Source organism: Bradyrhizobium sp. Leo170, from assembly GCF_004296405.1.
Lineage (GTDB): Bacteria > Pseudomonadota > Alphaproteobacteria > Rhizobiales > Xanthobacteraceae > Bradyrhizobium.
Genome location: NZ_PSRR01000161.1, coordinates 1 through 18,077, shown reverse-complemented (window position 1 = coordinate 18,077; position 18,077 = coordinate 1). Strand labels below are relative to the sequence as shown.

Here is an 18,077-nt window from a genome sequence, read left to right as displayed (position 1 = left end):
CGCCTGTCTCGGCTTTGCGAGCGGCCCCGGGTTACGCCGGCGCTCCACCCGGGCTACGGGACCGTCGCGACTTACGGCGTCGCGATTCCCAATTCCTTCAGCGCCGCCAGCATCCGTGCCGGCGGCTGCATCTGGATGACGAGGGCATTGCCGGTTTCCAGCAAGCTCTTGAGGCTGGAGAGGATCGCGGGCCAGCCGGCGCGGCCGCCGGAGAGGATATCGTCGCTGAGCGGCCGGTCGTGCGATTGCAGGAGCGTCAGCTTGACCGCGTCGCCGGCCTGCTCGATCTCATAGGTCACGAGCGTCGGCCCCAGCTTTTCCACCAGCGCCGGCCAGTTGACGTTGAAGGTCACGGTCAGCTTCCGCGCCGGCTCGCATGCGATCGCCTCGCCGGTGATGTGCGGCGCGCCATCGGGCGTACGCACCATGAATGCGCCGCCCACGCGGAGATCGACCTCGACCGCGTTGCCGGAAAAATACTTCCGGCTGAACTCGGCACTGGTCAGCGCCTCCCAGACCTTCTCCGGTGTGGACGCGATGTAGATCGTGTAGACGATCGCCGGCTTGAATTTCTCGATATTCATGTCCTCTCGAACCCTCCGATAGATCTTCATTTCTATTCGAACCCTTCGATCTCAAGCGCACGAGGCGGGATCGCCAACACTTTCCCGGTCTCGAGCAGGGTCTTGAGTCCCGAGAGGATCGCCGGCCATCCCTTGGAAATGCCATCGAAGAGCTTGCTGCCTTTGGCGAAGTCTTCATGCGTCACGGTCAGCTTCACGAGGTCGCGGTGGGGCTCGATGGTGAAGGTGACCTTGGTCGGCGGCTCCTTGCGCATCTCCTCATCGAGCTGATGCTTGAAGGTGTAAGCGAGGCGCCGCGGCCGGTCTGCCTCGAGGATTTCGCCCACATCCGTCGTGGTGCCGTTCGTGACCAGCGCGAACGGGGAGCCCACCTTCCAGTCGGATTTCACTTCCGTGTTGAACCAGTAACGCCTGGTGAACTCGCTATTGGTCAGCGCCTCCCACACTTTCTCGGGCGTGGTCTCGATATAGGTGACGTATATGAATTCCGGTTTGGACATCTTGAACCCTCCCGCGAAGCTACTCGCCGCTCTTCCAACGTCGGCGCGTCATCGGCATTGACGCGCCGGTCTCCAGCAGCGTTTTCATGCTCGACAGGATCGGGGGCCAGCCGGCGCTGACGCCGCGCAGCATCTCGTCGTCGAGTTCGCTATGCACAACCGTCAGCCTGGTCGAGCCGAACTGTTCCTCGATCGTGAAGGTGACGCGGGAGACCTTGTCGGGATCGCCGAGATTCTCCGGCCGCGCCCAGCTCAGCACGAGCCGGTGCGGACGCTCGCTCTCGATGACGGTGCCGGCGATCGCGACCTTGGAGGGATCGTCGTAATCCTCATGCTGCCACTTCGCGCCCTTGCTCCAATCGGAGCTGTTGCGATGCCTGCCCCAATAATCCTTGGTCATCTCCGGATCGATCAGCGCATCCCAGACCTTTTCGCAGGAAGCTTCGATATAGATCACATAGACGAATTCCGGCTTACTCATCGCGCTCCTCCAGTTGCCGTTTCAATTCGCCGAGCGCGACCAGCTTGGCGCGCTCGAATTTCCTGATCCACCGCTCGCCGATCTGATGGATCGGAACCGGGTTGAGGTAGTGCAGTTTCTCGCGGCCATGCTTGAACGTGGTGACGAGATTGGCCTGTTCGAGAATCGCAAGGTGCTTGGTGACCGCCTGCCGCGTCATGGCGAGGCCTTCGCACAGTTCGTTCAGCGTCTGTCCGTTTCTGGCGTGAAGCCTGTCCAGGAGCGACCGCCGCGATGCGTCCGCCAGCGCTTTGAAGACTTCGTCCATGTGCGCCACAATAGGCAACCAAATGGTTGCATGTCAAGCGCGACGTCATCGAGGAGTCGGATGGCGCAGCGCTTCGCTCTTCTTATCGGGTGTGGCTTGCGCTAGAACGGGGACACCCGAGTTCCCGCTCCGAGCAGTTCCGCCATGTCCCTGCAAGCCTATCTCGCCTACGTCGCCGCCTGCATTGCGCTCGCTTTGCTGCCCGGCCCGATCGTCACGCTGGTGATCGCCAACGGCCTGCGCCACGGCACCCGCGCGGCGCTGACCAATGTGCTGGGCGCGCAGGCGGGACTGGCGATCGTGATCGGCGTCGTCGCCGTCGGTCTCACCTCGCTGATGGCGACCATGGGCTACTGGTTCGACTGGGTGCGCTTTGCCGGCGCGGCTTACCTGGTCTGGCTCGGCATCAAGCTGATCCGCTCCCCGGTCGAGGACCTGAGCGCGGATGAGCCGCCACCGCCGCCGCGCGGCGGATTCTTCCTGCAAGGATTTCTGGTGCTGCTGTCGAACCCGAAAGTGCTGGTGTTCTTCGGCGCCTTCATTCCGCAGTTCGTGGACCTGAACAAGGATCACCTCCCGCAAGTGGCGCTGCTCGGCGTGACCTTTATGGTGACGGCGGCGATGAGCGACATGATCTACGCATTGCTCGCCGGCCGCGCGCGAAAATTCTTTTCCAAGCAGCGGACGCGCCTGGTCTCGCGCGTCTCGGGCGGCTTCATGATCGGCGGCGGCATCTGGCTCGCGTTGACGCGGGCGCGCTAGCGCGCCTTGGACTTGACGAATTCGAATCTGCGAATCTGTTTCCGAGCTTCACGCGGGTTCCCCAGCCCGGCGGATCGAGGCGAGCGGCGACGGCTGTCGCGTGCCTTGATTGACACCATCGTATACTTGTCCTCGCGTGCGGTTAGGGCGTGTTAATAGGCGGCTAGTTCCATCGGCAGAGGGCGTGCCGCCAGGTGTGCGTGAGCAACTGCTCCACCGGACGGAGCGCCGTAGATCCGCGAGCGGACAACGGAGCAGATCGAGCGGTGGGGGTGAAGGTCGAGGTCGCTACCTTGCAGCAACGCGCCAACGAAGGTGAGGCGTTCCAGTTCGGGCCGTTTCGTCTGGCCGTGTCCGAAAGGCTGCTCATGAACGGTGACGTGCAGGTGTCGCTGGGCAGCCGCGCGCTCGATGTCCTGATTGCCTTGGTGGAACGGGCAGGGGAGGTCGTGAGCCACCGGGAATTGATCAAGCGGGTCTGGCCGGATGTCATCGTCGAAGAGGCCAGCCTTCGGGTTTCCGTTGCAGGGATCCGCAGAGCGCTCGGGGATGGTCGCGACGGTGCACGCTACATCACCAACGTTCCCGGACGCGGATATTGCTTTGTTGCACCGGTCCAGCGCTTGGTGCAGGGCGGCCAGTCCACGGCTACGCCTGTCGGGCGTGGCAGGATCCAGACCCTGCCTGCGCGTTTGCAGCGGATGGTTGGTCGCGACGAGACTGTCGAAGCTTTGCGCTTGGAACTAATGTCCCGGCGGTTCGTCAGCATTGTCGGGCCCGGCGGGGTCGGAAAAACCACGGTGGCTGTCGCCGTCGCGCATGGGCTGGCGGACGAGTTCCGCGACGCGGTCTGCTTCGTGGACCTCAGCGCGCTGCAGGAGCGCGCGCTCGTTGTTCCGGCCGTCGCTTCAGCGGTTGGATGCCTCGCGCATACGCAGGACTCGCTATCGCGGCTAATCGCATTTCTTGCCGACAAGCGCCTTCTATTGGTTCTCGATAGCTGCGAGCATGTGATTGAGGCTGTCGCCATCCTGGCGGAGGGCGTGTTCCGCCAAGCGCCGCTCATCCACATCATCGCGACCAGCCGCGAATCCCTCCGCGTTGAAGGCGAGAACGTCCATCCGCTTCGCTCTCTCGACAGTCCAACGAGCGGGACGGCGCTGACAGCGGCCAAGGCACTGGCCTCTCCTGCTGTTCGGCTCTTCATGGACCGGGCCGCCGCCGGCGGATATCGGGACGAGCTCACCGACGAGGACGCGCCCATCGTCGCCGATATTTGTCGCCAGCTTGACGGGATGCCGCTGGCGATCGAGCTGACGGCCAGCAGGGCGAGCACTTACGGCATCGGCGGACTGGCAGAGCTGATCGGCGACCGCTTGATGCTGCTTTGGCAGGGGCGGCGCAGTGTGCCACGGCACCAGACGCTGCAGGCCATGCTCGACTGGAGCTACGATCTCCTGTCGGATCGCGAGAAAGCGATATTGTGCGCGCTATCCGTCTTTGTCGGTGCTTTTACGATGGAAATGGCGCAAGCCATCGTGGCAGAAGCGGACCGCGATGAGCTGCAGTTTGCAACCATCGCAAGCCTGGTCGACAAGTCGTTGATCTCGGTCTCGCTGACGGGAGGCGCAGGCTGGTATCGGCTGCTTGATACGACGCGGGCATATGCCGCGGTCAGGTTGAAGGAGCTGGGGGCAGCGAACGCAACTGCAAGACGACATGCACTCTACTACGCCGAACGCCTCGCGGGACTCCGGGGCAGCACGCTGCGGGATCGCGATCTAACGCCTTACTCGCGACAGATAGGTGACATCAGAGCCGCACTCGAGTGGAGTTTTTCGCCGTCAGGCGACAGGTCGGTTGGTGTGGCGTTGGGCGCCGGCGCGGTGCCCCTGTTCCTTGGAATGTCGATGCTGAGCGAATGTCGCTGGTGGTGCCTGCAAACGATAGATGCACTGTCAGAGGAGGATCGCGGAACAAAGCTCGAACTGAGGCTCCAACTGCCATTGGCGACATCATCGATCCACGCTCATAGTGACAGCGTGGAGGTGGGAACGGCACTGGAGCGGGGACTGAGCCTTGCCGATTCCATGGGCGATGCCGACTACCAGTTGGAATTTCTGGCCGGTCTCAATCTTTATCGCGCTCGGCTCGCGGATTCTGGCGGCTCGTTGGCGGTAGCGCAACGTTACGCTGCCATAGCCAGGGAATTGGGCCGGCCGCGGGAAGTCGTGATGGCCGAGTGGATGCTTGGCGCGAGTTATCATCTGGTGGGAGAGCAAGCGGCTGCCCAGCAGAGCTATAAAAGAGGCTTCGAGCACGCAGCGGCTGCCGGCGTGAGCGAGCTGCATTCCTTCGGATACGATCATCAGGTGCGAGCGTTTGTCGGTTACGCGCGGACATTGTGGGACTGCGGCCTTGCGGATCAGGCGGCTCAATTTGCATATAGAGCTATCGAGGTCGCCGAAAGGAAAGAGCATCCTGTCTCGCTTTGCATCTGCCTAGTCTTTGTCGCGCCGGTGTTTCTGTGGCGGGGAGATCGGCAGATCGCGGAAGAGCTCGTAGAACGACTCATTACCTACGCTGGCAGGTACTCGCTCGCCATGTACAGGGCCGGCGGCCTGGGCTTGCGAGGAGCGCTTATGCTGGAGAGAGGGGATACAGAGCCTGGCATCAAGACCCTGCGTGAAGCTCTGTCCACCTTGCGAACCGAGCAGCGAAACATCCTCTTGCCATCCAATTCGCGCGCCTTGGCCGAAGGTCTCGCCAGCACCGGCAACTCGGCAGAAGCCGCCAGCATCATCGATGCGGCCGTAGCCAACGCATTGCGCGGCTCCGGAACCTTCGAACTGCCCGATTTGCTGCGGGCTCGCGCGACGGTGCTGCTCGCGGCGTCACCAGCGAACTGGCCGGCGGCGGAGGCATCGCTCAAGGACTCGCTCGACTGCGCCAGGCAACAGCACGCTCTTGGATGGGAGCTGCGTTCCGCGATGGCATTGGCGCGCCTGTGGATGGAGCATGGGCGCGTGGACGAAGCACGATCGCTGCTGGGCGATGTGTACGGACAATTTACGGAAGGATTCGAAACCGCTGACCTGAAAGAGGCAGAACGTCAGCTTCGCGTTGTCGGAGCCCGGATGTCATATCCTTGACGTACTTCGTTCTCGCGAGGCCGGCCACGTCCGATGTTGCAGCGCAGCATCATCGCCAAACGTGAGTTTTACAGTTTCTTACACCAATAAACTCGTAGCCAGTCCGGTGCTGCTCCACTCTGCGTTCCTGTCGTCCGCGGAGCAACGGCCATGTCACCACGCTTCCCCTTGCCACCCTTCACTTGGGACACCGCGATAGCGAAGGTCCGAGCTATCGAGGACTGCTGGAATGGCCGCGAGCCCGTTCGGGTGGCACTGGACTACACGGTCGACAGCTTCTGGCGAGATCACCTCGAATTTTTCTCCGGACGCGCCGCCATCGAGGCGTTTTTGGCGCGCAAGTGGGCAAAGCAGTTGGAGTACCGGCTGATCAATGAAGTGTGGGCCTTTGCCGACAATCGGATCGCGGCGCGGTCTGCCTATGAATACTGCGACAGCGAAGGAAACTGGTTCAGGGCCTATGGAAACGAGAACTGGGAGCTCGATCCGGATGGGCTGATACGACGTCGTCTCGCCAGTATCAGCGAGCAGCCGATCGCTGAGGCCGACCGGATGTTCCTGTGGCAGTTGGGACGCAGGCCCAATGACCACCCTGAGCTCAGCGATTTCGACTTTTGAGACGCTTGGAGCGCAGCTTTCTGACAACAGGCGGATCCTGCTCGTTCTCCTCCCCGCCTGAGATTGGATCCGCCGAGCTAAAGCCGAAGCAATCATCTGAGTGGTCCAGCGATGACGACACAGTTCAACCGGCTTGATCTGAACCTCTTGCGCGTCTTCGACGCTGTCATGGAGGAACGAAGCGTGTTACGCGCGGGTCAAAGGATTTGCCTTAGTCAGTCGGCCGTCAGTCACGCTCTCGCTCGGTTGCGGGAAATGCTGGGCGACGAATTGTTTGTCCGCACGGCCGCTGGAATGCAGCCGACTGCGCGTGCGCTTGCCATGGCGCCATTGATCCGGGAAGCATGGAAATCACTGGAAACGGCGATCGGCCTGCCGAGATTCGAGCCCGGCAGATCGGCCAGGCGGTTCACGATCGCGGTGAGCGATTTTGTGACCATGGTTATGGTGCCTGATCTCCTCCGCTTGTTGACGCAAGAGGCGCCGTTTGTCGACCTCGTGATCCGTCCGGACTGTCGGATCGACCTGACCGAGCAGATCGATCTCGGACTGATCGACGCCGCAATCGGAACTTTCCCGGACGTTCCTGCACGCTTCCGGTCGAGCTCTCTGTTCGCGTATGACGATGTTCTCATCGCCCATTCTTCGCGGAAGCTTGGCAGGCTGTCGCTCGAAGCGTTGTCCGGCCTATCCATCGCCGCGGTGTCGCTGCACGGCGAGCACGAAGGGCTCGTGAACGGCTTCGTATCCGAACGTGGATTGGCTCGCCGATCGGAAATGTACGATCGAGCGGCGCTCGAACAGGCCTTCGCCGGATCGCAGCGAGGTCCGCGTATCGCGATTTCGCTGTCGCACTTTCTCGCGCTGCCCGCTCTGCTCGAGGATACCGAGCTCGCCGCGATCGTACCGCGGCCACTCGCGAGGTCATTGGCCCGCATCCATCCCTTATCGACGTACGAGCTGCCCTACAAGACGAACTTGGCGGACGTTGGCGTTCTCTGGCATGAACGCAATACGAACGATGCGCCGCAGCAGTGGCTGCGCGAGGTGCTGAGGCGGGCAACCGGGTCGCTGCGCGCAACTCCTGCTTGTTTCCCATCAGCCGCCATGCGTCCATCCCCTCCGGCGACGTCGATTGCGCGCTTTGTCGCACCGATATCATCGCGCGCCAGCGAAGCAGCAGGGGCATGAATGCAGATGGAACTGCCCTTCCACGAGGCCGGCATGATCGGGGTCCTGAACTCTTCGTTCGCGCGCCTGAGGATTTCGCGCGGTCAATCACGGGAAGGTCGCCCTCGAGTCGCTCGTGCTAGCATCATGGTGGCGTTGTCGCCGCAACGTTACACGTGTCGCCGAAGCGTCACATGCGCGTCGTCAGCCAAGCCCGATAATCGCTGCGTCGTTTCCGACCAAAACTCGCGCTGATTGCGCAGCGAAAATGGGGCGTCCATATGAACTTGAAGAGTTTTCTCTCCTTGATATTGGCAATGTCGCTCGCTGCATCGCTGACCGGCGTTGCCGCGCCGGCGCACGCCGATAACGACGGCGGCAACCGCGACCACGGCGACAACCGCGACCATGATCATGACGGGAACCATCATGGCCCTAAGTCGCCGCGAGTGGTGGTGATCTCGCTCGACGGCGCCAAGCCCGATTTCATCCGGCAGTTCATCGACGAGGGCGTGCTGCCGCGTGACGGCGGCCTGGCGCGGCTGAGCCGCCGCGGCGCGGTGGCGGAGCAGAACGTGACGGCGTCGCCGTCGCTCACCGCGGTGTCGCACATCGAAATCGCCACCGGCTCGACGGCGGTCCACAACGACATCCCGTCGAACACCTTCCAGGCGATCGTCGGGCCGATCTCATCGAGCATCAGCGGATTTGCGGCACCGATCGGCGGCTATCGCGAGAGCCCGCTCGGGCCTTCGCCGCGCCCGACAGCGTTGCCGCTGTGGGTGCAGTTGCGCCAACAGGGCAAGAAGGTGGTCACCGCGACGTGGCCGGGCGGCGACGGCGCCGACATCTCCATCAACAACACGGTGGTGCAGCCGGCCCAGCCGATCCGCGTCACCGACTTCACCGTGCCGTTCGGGGCGTTCGGCGGCATCGGAGCCCAGGGCTTCTCGCTGTCCCGGGGGGACTTCACGTCCGATCCGGCTGTTGTCACGGCGCTCCAGGCGGCCGGCCACTTCTCGTTCAGCCCGGTGCTGGTGACGTCGGCGCCGGTCGAGACATTCTCGTGCTCCTCGGCGTCGACTGCGACCTGCACCAATGCGGCGACGCTCGACGTCAAGTATGCGATCCGCGTGGCGGCGCTCGACACCACCAATGACCGCAAGGTGAACTACGACACCCTGGTGTTCTTCGACACGGCCCGCGGCATCACGGCAGGACCGTTCCACGCCCCGTCGACCGGACCGGCCTACGTCAAGCTCGGCGGCGAGAATGCGCCGTTCTTCTTCGAAGGCAGCGGGGCCAAGGTCGGCGCCGCGTACTTCGTCTCGGCGCTGGCGCCCGATCTTTCGGTCGTGCGTTTCGCCCGCTACGGTGCCAACTTCATCCCGCGCAACGTGGCGGTGCTGGCCGATGTCGACGACATCAACAACAATGTCGGGTTCTGGCGTCCGCAGGCTGACTTCCGCATTCCGGAGCGGCTGAGCCCGGGCTTCACCAACTTCCCCGACCTCGAGATCGAGACGATGTTCGAGGACATGGTGAAGACCTTCGTGCGCTACCAGGCGAACATTGGCGAGCGCGCGATCCGGAACCATCCCGACGCCGACCTGGTGATGATCTATATCGAGCAGCCCGACGGCTCCGAGCATCAGTTCCTGCTCACCGACCGCCGCCAGGGCACCAACCCGACCGACCCGAACTCGATCGGCGCCAACCAGGATCCGGCCAAGGTCGCGCGGTACGCTTCGTATATCCGCTTCGCCTATCAGACGGCCGACAAGGCGGTGAAGCAGATCGCCGATGCGGCGGGCCGTGACAGCAATGTCATCGTGGTGTCGGACCACGGCTTCGCGCCGTTCCACACCTCGGTCAGCCTGACCAACATCCTGCGCAATGCCGGCATCGACACCACCAAGATCGCGATCCGCACCTCAGGTCCGGCGGCCAACATCTACGTCAACCTGCAGAACCGCGAGTTGGGCGGCACCGTCGATCTGGCGGCCTACAAGGCGCTGGTAACGCAGATCACCGACGCGGTGAAGAACGCGGCCGATCCCAACCCGAAGTTCAACTTTTCGCTCAAGGACGGGCGGATCTTCACCGTGGTCGAGACCCGGCCGCTGCAGTGCGAGGAAGGGACCGGGGAGTGCACCAGCAAGACCATCGGCCAGGATTTCGGCGATGTGTTCGCGCTGATGGCCCCGGGCTACAACTTCGACGGCATCCAGAACCCCGGCGTCGCCCGCCTCGGCGATGCGCCGTTCAATGCGGCAACGACCATGCTGTCGATGCCGAACTTCTACGGCGCCCATGGCCACGATCCCGAGCTGCCGGTGATGAGCGCGACCTTCATCGCCGCCGGCCCGCAGATCCGCAAGGACGCCACGATCCGCCGCATGCGCAACACCGACGTGGCGCCGACCGTCATGCAGATCCTGGGTGTCACGCCCCGCCGCGTCGACGGCGAGGTGCTGCGCGAGATCCTGCGCTGAAAACCGGCGCGCGATCCTCAAACTCGTCCGATGGGCGCCGACCAGCGCCCATCGGAACTGGCCTCGTTGTGCAGCTCAGCCGTTTCTCTGAGGCCCTGCTCCATACGCGTGGAAGCGGGTTCCTCGTTGCTGCACGTCCTGGCTTCTCTTCGCCAATTTTTTGGCCGCTCGCCTACAATCGCAATCGTTTCCCGGCCGACTGAAACAGCTCTGTAATGCGGCCGGTTCAGTTTTTACGGCAGAAGATTGGTAGCGGGACAGCAGTTCAATGAGAATCACTCTATCGCCCTGACGTGCCAAGGGCCAACCCGACCGATAGATCGGCCTTCCTCGTCCGCGCGGAGCCGTGGACCTGCGGGGCCAACTCCAGCGATGTCGAGCGCCCAGTCTGAGGACGCTGCATTGGGCCGTAGGGTTCAATGGTTCGTGAGGCTGTTGAATGTTACCCGTGCCGCCATAGGCTCACCCGCCGCCAGTCTTCTCGTCGCTCTGCCATCCCTGGCATCGACATGGGCCAACCTGTTTTCACGGCCGTGGGTGCCACTTCTCCGCGACGAACTGGTCAATGAAGGCTCGGAATAGCGCCACCGCTTGATGGCGTTATTTCCGATTGCAGTTCGGAGAACTCTTCATGCAATGGCGCTTGTCGGTGGACTGGGCACGGTCGGTCTGATGCCACCGATCATGCGTAGGAAAAGGTCGAAATGAGCAGCCTGTTATCACGCTTATTCGCGCTGGTGGCAGTCGCAATACTGCCGGCAATCGCGATACAGGCGTACAATGAAATCGACCTGCGTCGTACGCGCCAAGTTGAAGTACAGGACGAGGTATTGGGGCTCGCCAAGCTCGCCGCCGCTGAGCAGCAGCAGATCGTCCTGGGAGTTCGTCAGGCTATGACCGCGCTTTCGGAGCTTCCGGCGATAAAGGAGAAGGACGTCCAGGGATGCAACGCTTACCTTTCCAGGATCAAGCAACGATACCCGGAGTTCATCGTCTTTATCGTGGTCGACATCAATGGCAACTCCTTCTGCGACTCAACCAGAGAGCATAAGCCATCTACCGCCGCTGGACGTGCCTACTTCGCCAGCGTCGTAAAAACCGGACAATTCACGGTCGGAGAGTTCGCAGTCGGCCGAACCACCGGTCGCAACGTCCTCCAGTTTGCGCTGCCATTCTACGACGATCAGGACCGCATGGGCGGCATCGTCGTAGCGGCTCTCAGCCTCGATTGGCTTGCTGACTACATCGCGAAAAAGGGCGTTCCCACGGGAGCCGCGCTTGCCATCACGGACCGCAACGGCATCTGTCTCGCTCGCTATCCTGACAATGCCCTGTTCGTCGGCAAGAAGCTGCCCGCCGGGAAGGATCCGACGCTCTCCAACGGGACTGTAGAGGATATGGTCAACATTGACGGCGTGCGAAGAATTGTCGGATTCGCCGCTGTGGGGGAAGATCTTCTTGTCAGCTACGGCCTTGGCAAGGCGCAGACTTTCACCAAGATCGAACATCGCACGCAGCGCGACGTGTTGTTCATCTTCATGGGCGCCCTGGTCGTTTTGATCCTGACGGCGTGGGGCGCCCAACGGTTCATCCAGCGCCCGTTTGCACAATTGGTTGACGCTGCGAACCGATGGCGGCTCGGCGAATTCGGCCGGCGTCTGGACATCCCGGGCAATTCGGAAATCGCACGGGTCGCCAGGGCATTCAACGCCATGGCCGATGCGCTGAAGCACCGTGAGCACGAATTGTCCGAAGCGAGGGAGCAGTTCCATCAGAGCCAGAAGATGGAGAGCGTCGGTCAGCTCACCGGCGGCGTCGCGCACGACTTCAACAATCTGCTCACGGTGGTCTCCGCGAACCTCGAACTCATCGAGGCGGGCGATGATATCGGCAAGATCCGGCACTTCGCCGCGGCTGCACGGCGTGCTGTCGATCGGGGGGCAAAGCTGACGGCGCAGCTTCTCGCCTTCTCGCGACGGCAGATATTGAATCCAAGGCCGGTCAACACAAACCAGCTTGTTTCCGAGTTCCAGGGAATCATTCGCAAGGCGGTTGGGGAGGCATGCCGGGTCAAGGTGTGGACCAGTGAAGGGTTGTGGCTGTGCCATGTCGACCCGGCGCGGCTGGAGACCGCTCTCCTCAACCTGGCGCTGAACGCGCGCGACGCCATGCCCAATGGCGGCGTGCTCGACATCGAGATGAAGAACGTCGTCGTGGGCGAAGGAGCCGTGGCGGGGTGCTTGCCCGGATCGTATGTCAGGCTGTCTGTTAGGGACACTGGTTCTGGAATGCCTCCCGAGGTGCGGAACCGAGTGTTTGAGCCATTCTTCACAACGAAGGAGGTCGGCAAGGGTAGCGGGCTCGGCCTTAGCATGGTCTACGGCTTTGTCCGTCAGTCCGGGGGGCACATTGCCGTCGAAAGCGCATTGGGAAAGGGGACCACTGTTTCTCTCTACTTGCCGAGAGCCACGCAAACGCCTTCCGTCGAACTGGACGACGTCCGATCCCAAGCGTTTCCGGCCGGTTCGGAGCGAGTCCTGGTTGTCGAGGACAACGACGATCTTCTGGACCTCACGTCGGCGATGCTGACCAGGTCGGGCTATCAGGTTCGTTGCGCTCGCAATGGCACGGAAGCGCTTCGGCTGCTCCGGAGCGAGGAATTTGACCTCCTGCTGAGCGACATCGTGATGCCAAACGGGATCAACGGCATTGAGGTTGCCCGCGAAGCGAGGAAACTGAACAAAGGCATCAAGATCCTGCTTGCCTCGGGCTATGCGGGCGACGCGCTGGACCGACATCAGGCGGTAGGCGAATTTCCGATTATCGACAAACCGTTCCGCATGTCAGAATTGGCGGCGCGCTTGCGGTCAATCCTGCACGAAGCTTGAGCGGCTTTCGCGCCGTTGCTTCCGGATCGGCAGCGGTCCGCTACGGGGGGCAGAACCGGCGGTGGGCGCTACCCCTGCGGCCTCCCGCGCCGGGCAGGCGGCAACCCCCCGACAACCCGACGCGCGCAAGCAAATTGCGGCGGGCTTCGTTGACGCCGTCGGGCGGGGATACGACATATCCTGTACCGTCGATCCAGGTCACCACCGAGGAATAAGCTATGAACCCGCCGCCAAACATCGATCCCGGCACCGTGTATTCCGACAACGACGTTGTGCACTGGCTGACCAACGACACGCGCGATGAGCGCTTCATCGACAATATTTTCGCCGAGATGTGTATTCGCCTTCAGCGAGCGGGCATTCCTGTCAAGCGGGCGTCGCTTCACATCCTGATCCACCATCCTCAATGGCTCGGCGCCCGGATGATGTGGGTCGATGGAATGCGCGAGGCCGAGATTCAGAGAGTCGACTACGATGTCGTGGGGCGATCCGAATACATCGGCAGTCCAGCAAACGAAATTCGCGATGGTGCCACCGAGGTGCGCGAAAACCTCGCACGCGATGCCTCGCTGGGCCGTAAGCATGCCATCTATGACGAGATGCGGGCCAAAGGCTTGACCGACTATGTGGCCTGGCCGCTGTATCATACGCTCGGCAAACGGCACATCGTGACCTTCGCAACCGACCGGGTGGGAGGTTTCGACGACGCGCATATCGCCAGCGTGCTAAAACTGTTGCCGATCCTGGCGCTGGTCAGCGAAATCCGTATCAAGAACCGGCTGGCGCGAACGCTGCTCGAAACCTATGTCGGGTCGCATGCCGGCGAATTGATTCTGGCCGGCGCCACCAGGCGCGGCAGCGGGACGACGGTACGCGCCGCCATCATGATCTGCGATCTGCGTGATTTCACCAGGATCTCCGATAACTGGCCGCGCGATGACGTCATCGATCTCCTGAACGGCTATTTTGACGCGATGTCGGAGCCGATCGCGCGACATGGCGGGGAAATACTGAAATTCATCGGCGACGGTCTGCTCGCCATCTTTCCGCTCAGCCAGCCGTCGGCCTGCGCAAATCTGTTGCGCGCCGTGGCCGAAGCCCGTCAGGCCGTGATTGCCCTGAACGAAAAGAATGGCGAAACCGGTCGTGAGCCGCTGAATTACGGTATCGGCGTCCATGTCGGCGACGTCATGTACGGCAATATCGGGTCGCGCACACGCCTCGACTTCACCGTTATCGGTCCCGCGGTTAACATGGCTTCGCGTCTCGAAACCCTGACCAAACAATTGGGTAGAAAGGTGCTGCTGTCCCGCGCGTTCGCCGACTTCGTCAAAAGCGATTTCGATCTCGAACGCGTCGGCGAATATCCGGTGCGAGGCTTCAGCGAGCTAATCGAGCTGTTTGCCTATCATGGCTGAATGCGGAGCTATCGCCGGGTGCGAGCCGCTCCGCCTGCGTCGCGAAGTTTGCCAGATTAGCGCTGCCTTGTTAACGTTCAGTCGGCTGTGATAGCCTCAAGGGTTCAAAGCAATAAGCCCCGGGAAAATCCTCTGAGACGCCGCAGGATTTCAACGTCCTCGGTAGGGCGGCTGCAGCATCTCAGTTTGGCGTATCAAAGGTCATAGCCGTGCCAACCTTGAGAAGTGGGGGCAGCGCTTCCCGATCCGCCATTCGAGTTCTTGACGAGCGATGGCCCGGCGGGATTTGACATCGCGCTGGTGCAACGCATCGCCGGGATGCTCGGCCGCCAATGGCGGCTGGTCCCGTACACGGGCTCCGATTTCAACGGCATCTTCGCCGGTCTGGATGCCGGCAGTTACGACTGCGTCGCCTCTGGCACCACCATCACGCCGGGCCGGGAGGCAAAGGCCGATTTCTGCAGGCCCTATGCGATCTCAGGCCAATCACTTGTCGTCGATGTCATCCGCAATCCGAACGTACATGGCATCGCCGATCTCAAAGGTCTGGTCGTCGGGGTGCAGCAGGGCAACACCAGCCAGCCAGTTGCTGAAAAACTGGTTGCGGAGAAACGTGCTGCGCGGGTGCGCGTCTATGCTTATCACGAGATCGAGAAAGCGCTCGACGATCTGACAAGCGGAGGCTGTGACGCCTTCATGAAACTCGCACCTGTCACGGCTTGGCTCGTGCGCGGCCGGCCGAGGCTTGGGGTCGTCGAGACCGGCATCACTGTGGAGCGCCTTGGCATCTGTGTCCGCAAAGGAGACATCGCGCTGCGCGATGCAATTAGCGGTGCGCAGGCCGCGCTTGCAGCCGACGGCACGTTGGCCATGCTGGTCAAACAGTGGCTCGGAGCCGGGGCCACGCTGCCATCGTGAACATCGCCGCATGCTCCCGCTGGCCGAGGAAGAGGACACGTGTCGGTGGGCGGACTCGATGCGTATGGCTCAACAGGAGCGTCAGCACTCGAGTGAGGTTAGAATCCAGTCGGCTCGCTCGGCGACGTTCAGTTTCGGCAGCACGCGGATGTCGTAGCCCAGGGACGGATAGACGCTGATCAATCGTTCGTATTCCGCAACGGCCTCAGCGAGACTGTGCCGTCGTGCCCGGTCTGTCGCGTAGATCTCGGGCCAGGGCGGCGTGATGAACACGCGTTTGTTGTAACGATGAACCAGACCGAGACTCTGAAGGACCGGCTCCCCCGTCAGGTGCTGGAGCGCAGCGCAAGCATCGATCAAGCCTCGATCAAAAAAAATCCAGCGGGCGCCGGCTTCAGCCGTGACTTCAGCCTTGGCCCGATCGGCGAGTGACACCTCTATCGCGCGCCGGGCAAAGGCAACCGCATCCACCCACGGCAGCGCTCTCCCACCGCAATTGAGTTCCTCGGCCACCACCCGCCGGCCCGGCTCGTCGACCGTAGCGAAACCACGTTGTCGAAGCTCTGCCAGCAGGGTCGATTTGCCACCGCCGGAGCAGCCTGAAATTGATACGAAGTTTTCCATCTAACCGGTTGCTTTCAAGTCGCCCGTGCTTCATGCGTTAGAGCATGTTCCGGAAAAGTGGAGACCGGTTTTCCGAAAAAGATCATGCTCGTGAATATCGCTTTTGGCTCAAGAGTGGAGGGGGAGCCGAGTGGAGGGCCCGACGTCCGGCTTATTTGCTTGAAGTAGGGCAGCGGCTTCACGCTCAGCATGCTGCCGGCGAAGGCGAGGGGCATACCACCGATGACGAGTCCGGCAACCGCACTCCAGCCATCAGCTAGGTTGCGCTAATCGACTGTCCTCCAGCACATGTGCAGCATAGGCGTCATGAACGTTGCGATCCACTGGAACTGGTGAGCTAGTTCACAATGCCCGAGATCATTGAGTGTTAGATAGGTTTCATGCGGAGCCTGACCATGCGCGCCATCATCGTATTTGCTATCCTTTTCGTAATCGTGGCTGCAACGCACCACGGTGCCTATCGACCGTATCCAACTGCTCCAATGCCTGCAGTCAATGTTCCTTGACCGGACTAGCCTGGGTTCGTAAAACATGGGCTCTTGAAGAGGAGTTGTAATGGCGAAGAAAAAGAAAGCCACGCGGGTGTTGTGGTCGAAGGACGACCTGAAGACGCTCAAGACCATGGCGAAAGAGAAGCGTGGTCGAGACAAAATCGCAAAGTCTCTCAAGAGGTCGCCCGCAGCGGTGACCGTGAAAGCATCGGCCCTCGGCATTTCACTGAGCACCAAGTAGCTTGACACCCCTGCTTGCGAGGCTCGCGATGGGAATGCGTAGGCCGATTCCGTCTCCGCGCGGCTCGGCCCGTATCTTAGATAGATAGCTTCATCGCGTCGATGCAAGGCGTTCGCGTCAGCGCGCATCCGCCTTGCCTCCGCAATGCACATGTCGCTTCGATAGCGACCAGCTCGATCTGAATTCGGCATGCGAGACCCCTCACGCGTGACGGCGTTGTCTCGCGCGTCGAGCGGATCGGCCGGCATCGAACTGATTAGAGTGTTTTCGAGCGAAGTGGGTACCGGTTCGCGTGAAGAAAACGCGTCAAAACAAGAATCTAGAGCTTCTGTTCTGATTCAATCAGAACCGAAAATGCTCTAGTCCAAAAGACGCACTGGTTCGCGCAGCGATGAGTTGCGCGACCATGCAGCGCATGCCGCCAGGCAGGCGGCGCTATGCAATTCGCATGCGGGCGCCTTGCCTGCTCCATTCAAGCGCAAATTGAATATCCCCCGATTTGAAATTTATTTATGCCGCGAAGAGACGTTCGGCCGGATTCAACTCATTAGAAAATCACGACTATCCACGTTTGGTTTGACGAAGATCGACATCTGGTTGTTCAGCAAAGGGCTGGGGTGCGACACAACAGCAAATTGAATTAAATCACGACTAATATTTAATTCGCGAAAATTAAACATTTTCGGACGGTGTCATAGCATGAGGCAGTTATACGAAGAGTCCGGTTTGGGCCGCATGGCTCTCGGAGTGCAGACGTGGCCACGCACGCTTCTGCGAAGAAATGTCCGAGTGTCAGCTTCAGACGAAGACGAGTCGCTGTCGCTGCTCGCCGCGCGGAATTTGCAGGAAGGTCTGGGCCTGAGTGCCTCAGGTGCCGCGGCGTCGGCATCCACTGCAACTTCGGACGCCGGATTTGCAGCGTTGACGACCGAAGTCCGGACGCCAACCTCCGCGGCGGCAGAACCAGCGCCGACAAATCCTGTGGTCATCCTTGGTCACGTGCCTTCGACAGCGACCCCGAACATTTTCGGATCTTCGACACCTCCAGCAGTCGCGCAGGTTTGTGGCTGCGGCTACTTCATTGCCCCAACACAATTGCTCGATCAGAGAGCAGCCAATGCGGCGTCGGCGCAGTTGCATGGCAGCCGCGTGTCTGGCGGAGCAGATTTCGTATTGACCGGCCGCGCCGGGGTCATGGGTGCCTCTACCAGTGTCTCCATGTCCTTGGAGAACGTTGCGCCGCTCGCAAATTGGAATGCACTACCAGGCGGAGGGGCGATCAGAAGTTGGGGCATGCTGCCGGGCGGCGGAGAGACTGGTACCGGCACGGGGAAGGGTGAAATCGGAATTCTGTCGGGCTCGGTAACGACTGCAGAGCTTTCTCCTGCCGCGCGGCAGCCCAACATAACCGCGTCACCTAACGCGCTC

Annotated in this window: 15 protein-coding genes and 1 pseudogene; 11 read left to right on the top strand and 5 right to left on the bottom strand. The window is 61.5% G+C overall.

Going from position 1 to position 18,077, the window contains the following annotated elements:
- Window positions 1-71: 71 nt before the first annotated feature.
- The 4 genes from CWO89_RS24585 to CWO89_RS24570 are packed head-to-tail and all read right to left on the bottom strand — an operon-like array spanning window position 72 to window position 1,872.
- Window positions 72-584 (bottom strand): SRPBCC family protein, encoded by a 513-nt coding sequence (locus CWO89_RS24585; RefSeq protein WP_130581287.1) that lies wholly within the window; start codon window positions 582-584, stop codon window positions 72-74.
- A gap of 32 nt (window positions 585-616) precedes the next feature.
- Complete coding sequence (locus CWO89_RS24580) at window positions 617-1,084, bottom strand: SRPBCC family protein (RefSeq protein ID WP_130581286.1); 468 nt, start codon at window positions 1,082-1,084, stop codon at window positions 617-619.
- Window positions 1,085-1,103: 19 nt separating this feature from the next.
- The gene (locus CWO89_RS24575) at window positions 1,104-1,565 is read right to left on the bottom strand and encodes an SRPBCC family protein (protein WP_130581285.1); all 462 of its coding nucleotides are present in this window, start codon (window positions 1,563-1,565) and stop codon (window positions 1,104-1,106) included.
- The gene (locus tag CWO89_RS24570) at window positions 1,558-1,872 is read right to left on the bottom strand and encodes an ArsR/SmtB family transcription factor (protein WP_130581284.1); all 315 of its coding nucleotides are present in this window, start codon (window positions 1,870-1,872) and stop codon (window positions 1,558-1,560) included. Before CWO89_RS24570 ends, CWO89_RS24575 begins: the two co-directional genes overlap by 8 nt.
- Before the next feature lie 144 nt (window positions 1,873-2,016).
- On the opposite strand from CWO89_RS24570, the gene CWO89_RS24565 reads away from it, so the two are divergent.
- From CWO89_RS24565 to CWO89_RS24530, 8 genes are all read left to right on the top strand, one after another.
- A complete protein-coding gene (locus CWO89_RS24565; protein WP_130581283.1) occupies window positions 2,017-2,634 on the top strand; it encodes a LysE family translocator in 618 nt (205 codons plus the stop codon).
- Between the two features lie 272 nt (window positions 2,635-2,906).
- Complete coding sequence (locus CWO89_RS24560) at window positions 2,907-5,786, top strand: ATP-binding protein (protein ID WP_130581282.1); 2,880 nt, start codon at window positions 2,907-2,909, stop codon at window positions 5,784-5,786.
- A 150-nt stretch (window positions 5,787-5,936) separates the two neighbouring features.
- On the top strand, window positions 5,937-6,404 hold the full coding sequence (locus CWO89_RS24555) for a DUF1348 family protein (protein WP_130581281.1): 468 nt from the start codon (window positions 5,937-5,939) through the stop codon (window positions 6,402-6,404).
- A 111-nt stretch (window positions 6,405-6,515) separates the two neighbouring features.
- Window positions 6,516-7,595: a LysR family transcriptional regulator gene (locus CWO89_RS24550; RefSeq protein ID WP_130581280.1), complete on the top strand. Its 1,080-nt coding sequence runs from the start codon at window positions 6,516-6,518 to the stop codon at window positions 7,593-7,595.
- Between the two features lie 260 nt (window positions 7,596-7,855).
- Window positions 7,856-10,069: an alkaline phosphatase family protein gene (locus tag CWO89_RS24545; RefSeq protein WP_130581279.1), complete on the top strand. Its 2,214-nt coding sequence runs from the start codon at window positions 7,856-7,858 to the stop codon at window positions 10,067-10,069.
- Window positions 10,070-10,773: 704 nt separating this feature from the next.
- Window positions 10,774-12,957, top strand: coding sequence for an ATP-binding protein (locus tag CWO89_RS24540; RefSeq protein WP_130581278.1), 2,184 nt, complete (start codon window positions 10,774-10,776; stop codon window positions 12,955-12,957).
- Between the two features lie 218 nt (window positions 12,958-13,175).
- Window positions 13,176-14,375: an adenylate/guanylate cyclase domain-containing protein gene (locus tag CWO89_RS24535; RefSeq protein WP_130581277.1), complete on the top strand. Its 1,200-nt coding sequence runs from the start codon at window positions 13,176-13,178 to the stop codon at window positions 14,373-14,375.
- Window positions 14,376-14,600: 225 nt separating this feature from the next.
- Window positions 14,601-15,293 carry an ABC transporter substrate-binding protein gene (locus CWO89_RS24530; RefSeq protein ID WP_130581276.1) on the top strand — a complete coding sequence of 231 codons (693 nt, stop codon included), beginning with the start codon at window positions 14,601-14,603 and terminating at the stop codon, window positions 15,291-15,293.
- An 81-nt stretch (window positions 15,294-15,374) separates the two neighbouring features.
- On the opposite strand, the gene CWO89_RS24525 is transcribed toward CWO89_RS24530, so the two are convergent.
- Window positions 15,375-15,917, bottom strand: coding sequence for an AAA family ATPase (locus tag CWO89_RS24525; RefSeq protein WP_130581275.1), 543 nt, complete (start codon window positions 15,915-15,917; stop codon window positions 15,375-15,377).
- Between the two features lie 555 nt (window positions 15,918-16,472).
- On the opposite strand from CWO89_RS24525, the gene CWO89_RS46110 reads away from it, so the two are divergent.
- The 3 genes and pseudogenes from CWO89_RS46110 to CWO89_RS47090 all read left to right on the top strand — a co-directional run.
- Window positions 16,473-16,649, top strand: a complete 177-nt coding sequence (locus tag CWO89_RS46110) for a hypothetical protein (RefSeq protein ID WP_165421322.1) — start codon at window positions 16,473-16,475, stop codon at window positions 16,647-16,649.
- Between the two features lie 396 nt (window positions 16,650-17,045).
- Window positions 17,046-17,288 carry a hypothetical protein gene (locus tag CWO89_RS24520; RefSeq protein WP_130581274.1) on the top strand — a complete coding sequence of 81 codons (243 nt, stop codon included), beginning with the start codon at window positions 17,046-17,048 and terminating at the stop codon, window positions 17,286-17,288.
- Between the two features lie 150 nt (window positions 17,289-17,438).
- Window positions 17,439-18,077 (top strand): annotated as a pseudogene (locus CWO89_RS47090) (hypothetical protein); the annotation flags it as partial.

Excerpts from the sequence above, each read along its gene's own strand:
- CWO89_RS24585 (WP_130581287.1), bottom strand. The coding sequence starts at position 584 with ATGAATATCGAGAAATTCAAGCCGGCGATCGTCTACACGATCTACATC.
- CWO89_RS24580 (WP_130581286.1), bottom strand. The coding sequence starts at position 1,084 with ATGTCCAAACCGGAATTCATATACGTCACCTATATCGAGACCACGCCC.
- CWO89_RS24545 (WP_130581279.1), top strand. The coding sequence starts at position 7,856 with ATGAACTTGAAGAGTTTTCTCTCCTTGATATTGGCAATGTCGCTCGCT.
- CWO89_RS24540 (WP_130581278.1), top strand. The coding sequence starts at position 10,774 with ATGAGCAGCCTGTTATCACGCTTATTCGCGCTGGTGGCAGTCGCAATA.
- CWO89_RS24550 (WP_130581280.1), top strand. The coding sequence starts at position 6,516 with ATGACGACACAGTTCAACCGGCTTGATCTGAACCTCTTGCGCGTCTTC.
- CWO89_RS24565 (WP_130581283.1), top strand. The coding sequence starts at position 2,017 with ATGTCCCTGCAAGCCTATCTCGCCTACGTCGCCGCCTGCATTGCGCTC.
- CWO89_RS24555 (WP_130581281.1), top strand. The coding sequence starts at position 5,937 with ATGTCACCACGCTTCCCCTTGCCACCCTTCACTTGGGACACCGCGATA.
- CWO89_RS46110 (WP_165421322.1), top strand. The coding sequence starts at position 16,473 with ATGGCGAAGAAAAAGAAAGCCACGCGGGTGTTGTGGTCGAAGGACGAC.
- CWO89_RS24575 (WP_130581285.1), bottom strand. The coding sequence starts at position 1,565 with ATGAGTAAGCCGGAATTCGTCTATGTGATCTATATCGAAGCTTCCTGC.
- CWO89_RS24535 (WP_130581277.1), top strand. The coding sequence starts at position 13,176 with ATGAACCCGCCGCCAAACATCGATCCCGGCACCGTGTATTCCGACAAC.
- CWO89_RS24570 (WP_130581284.1), bottom strand. The coding sequence starts at position 1,872 with ATGGACGAAGTCTTCAAAGCGCTGGCGGACGCATCGCGGCGGTCGCTC.
- CWO89_RS24525 (WP_130581275.1), bottom strand. The coding sequence starts at position 15,917 with ATGGAAAACTTCGTATCAATTTCAGGCTGCTCCGGCGGTGGCAAATCG.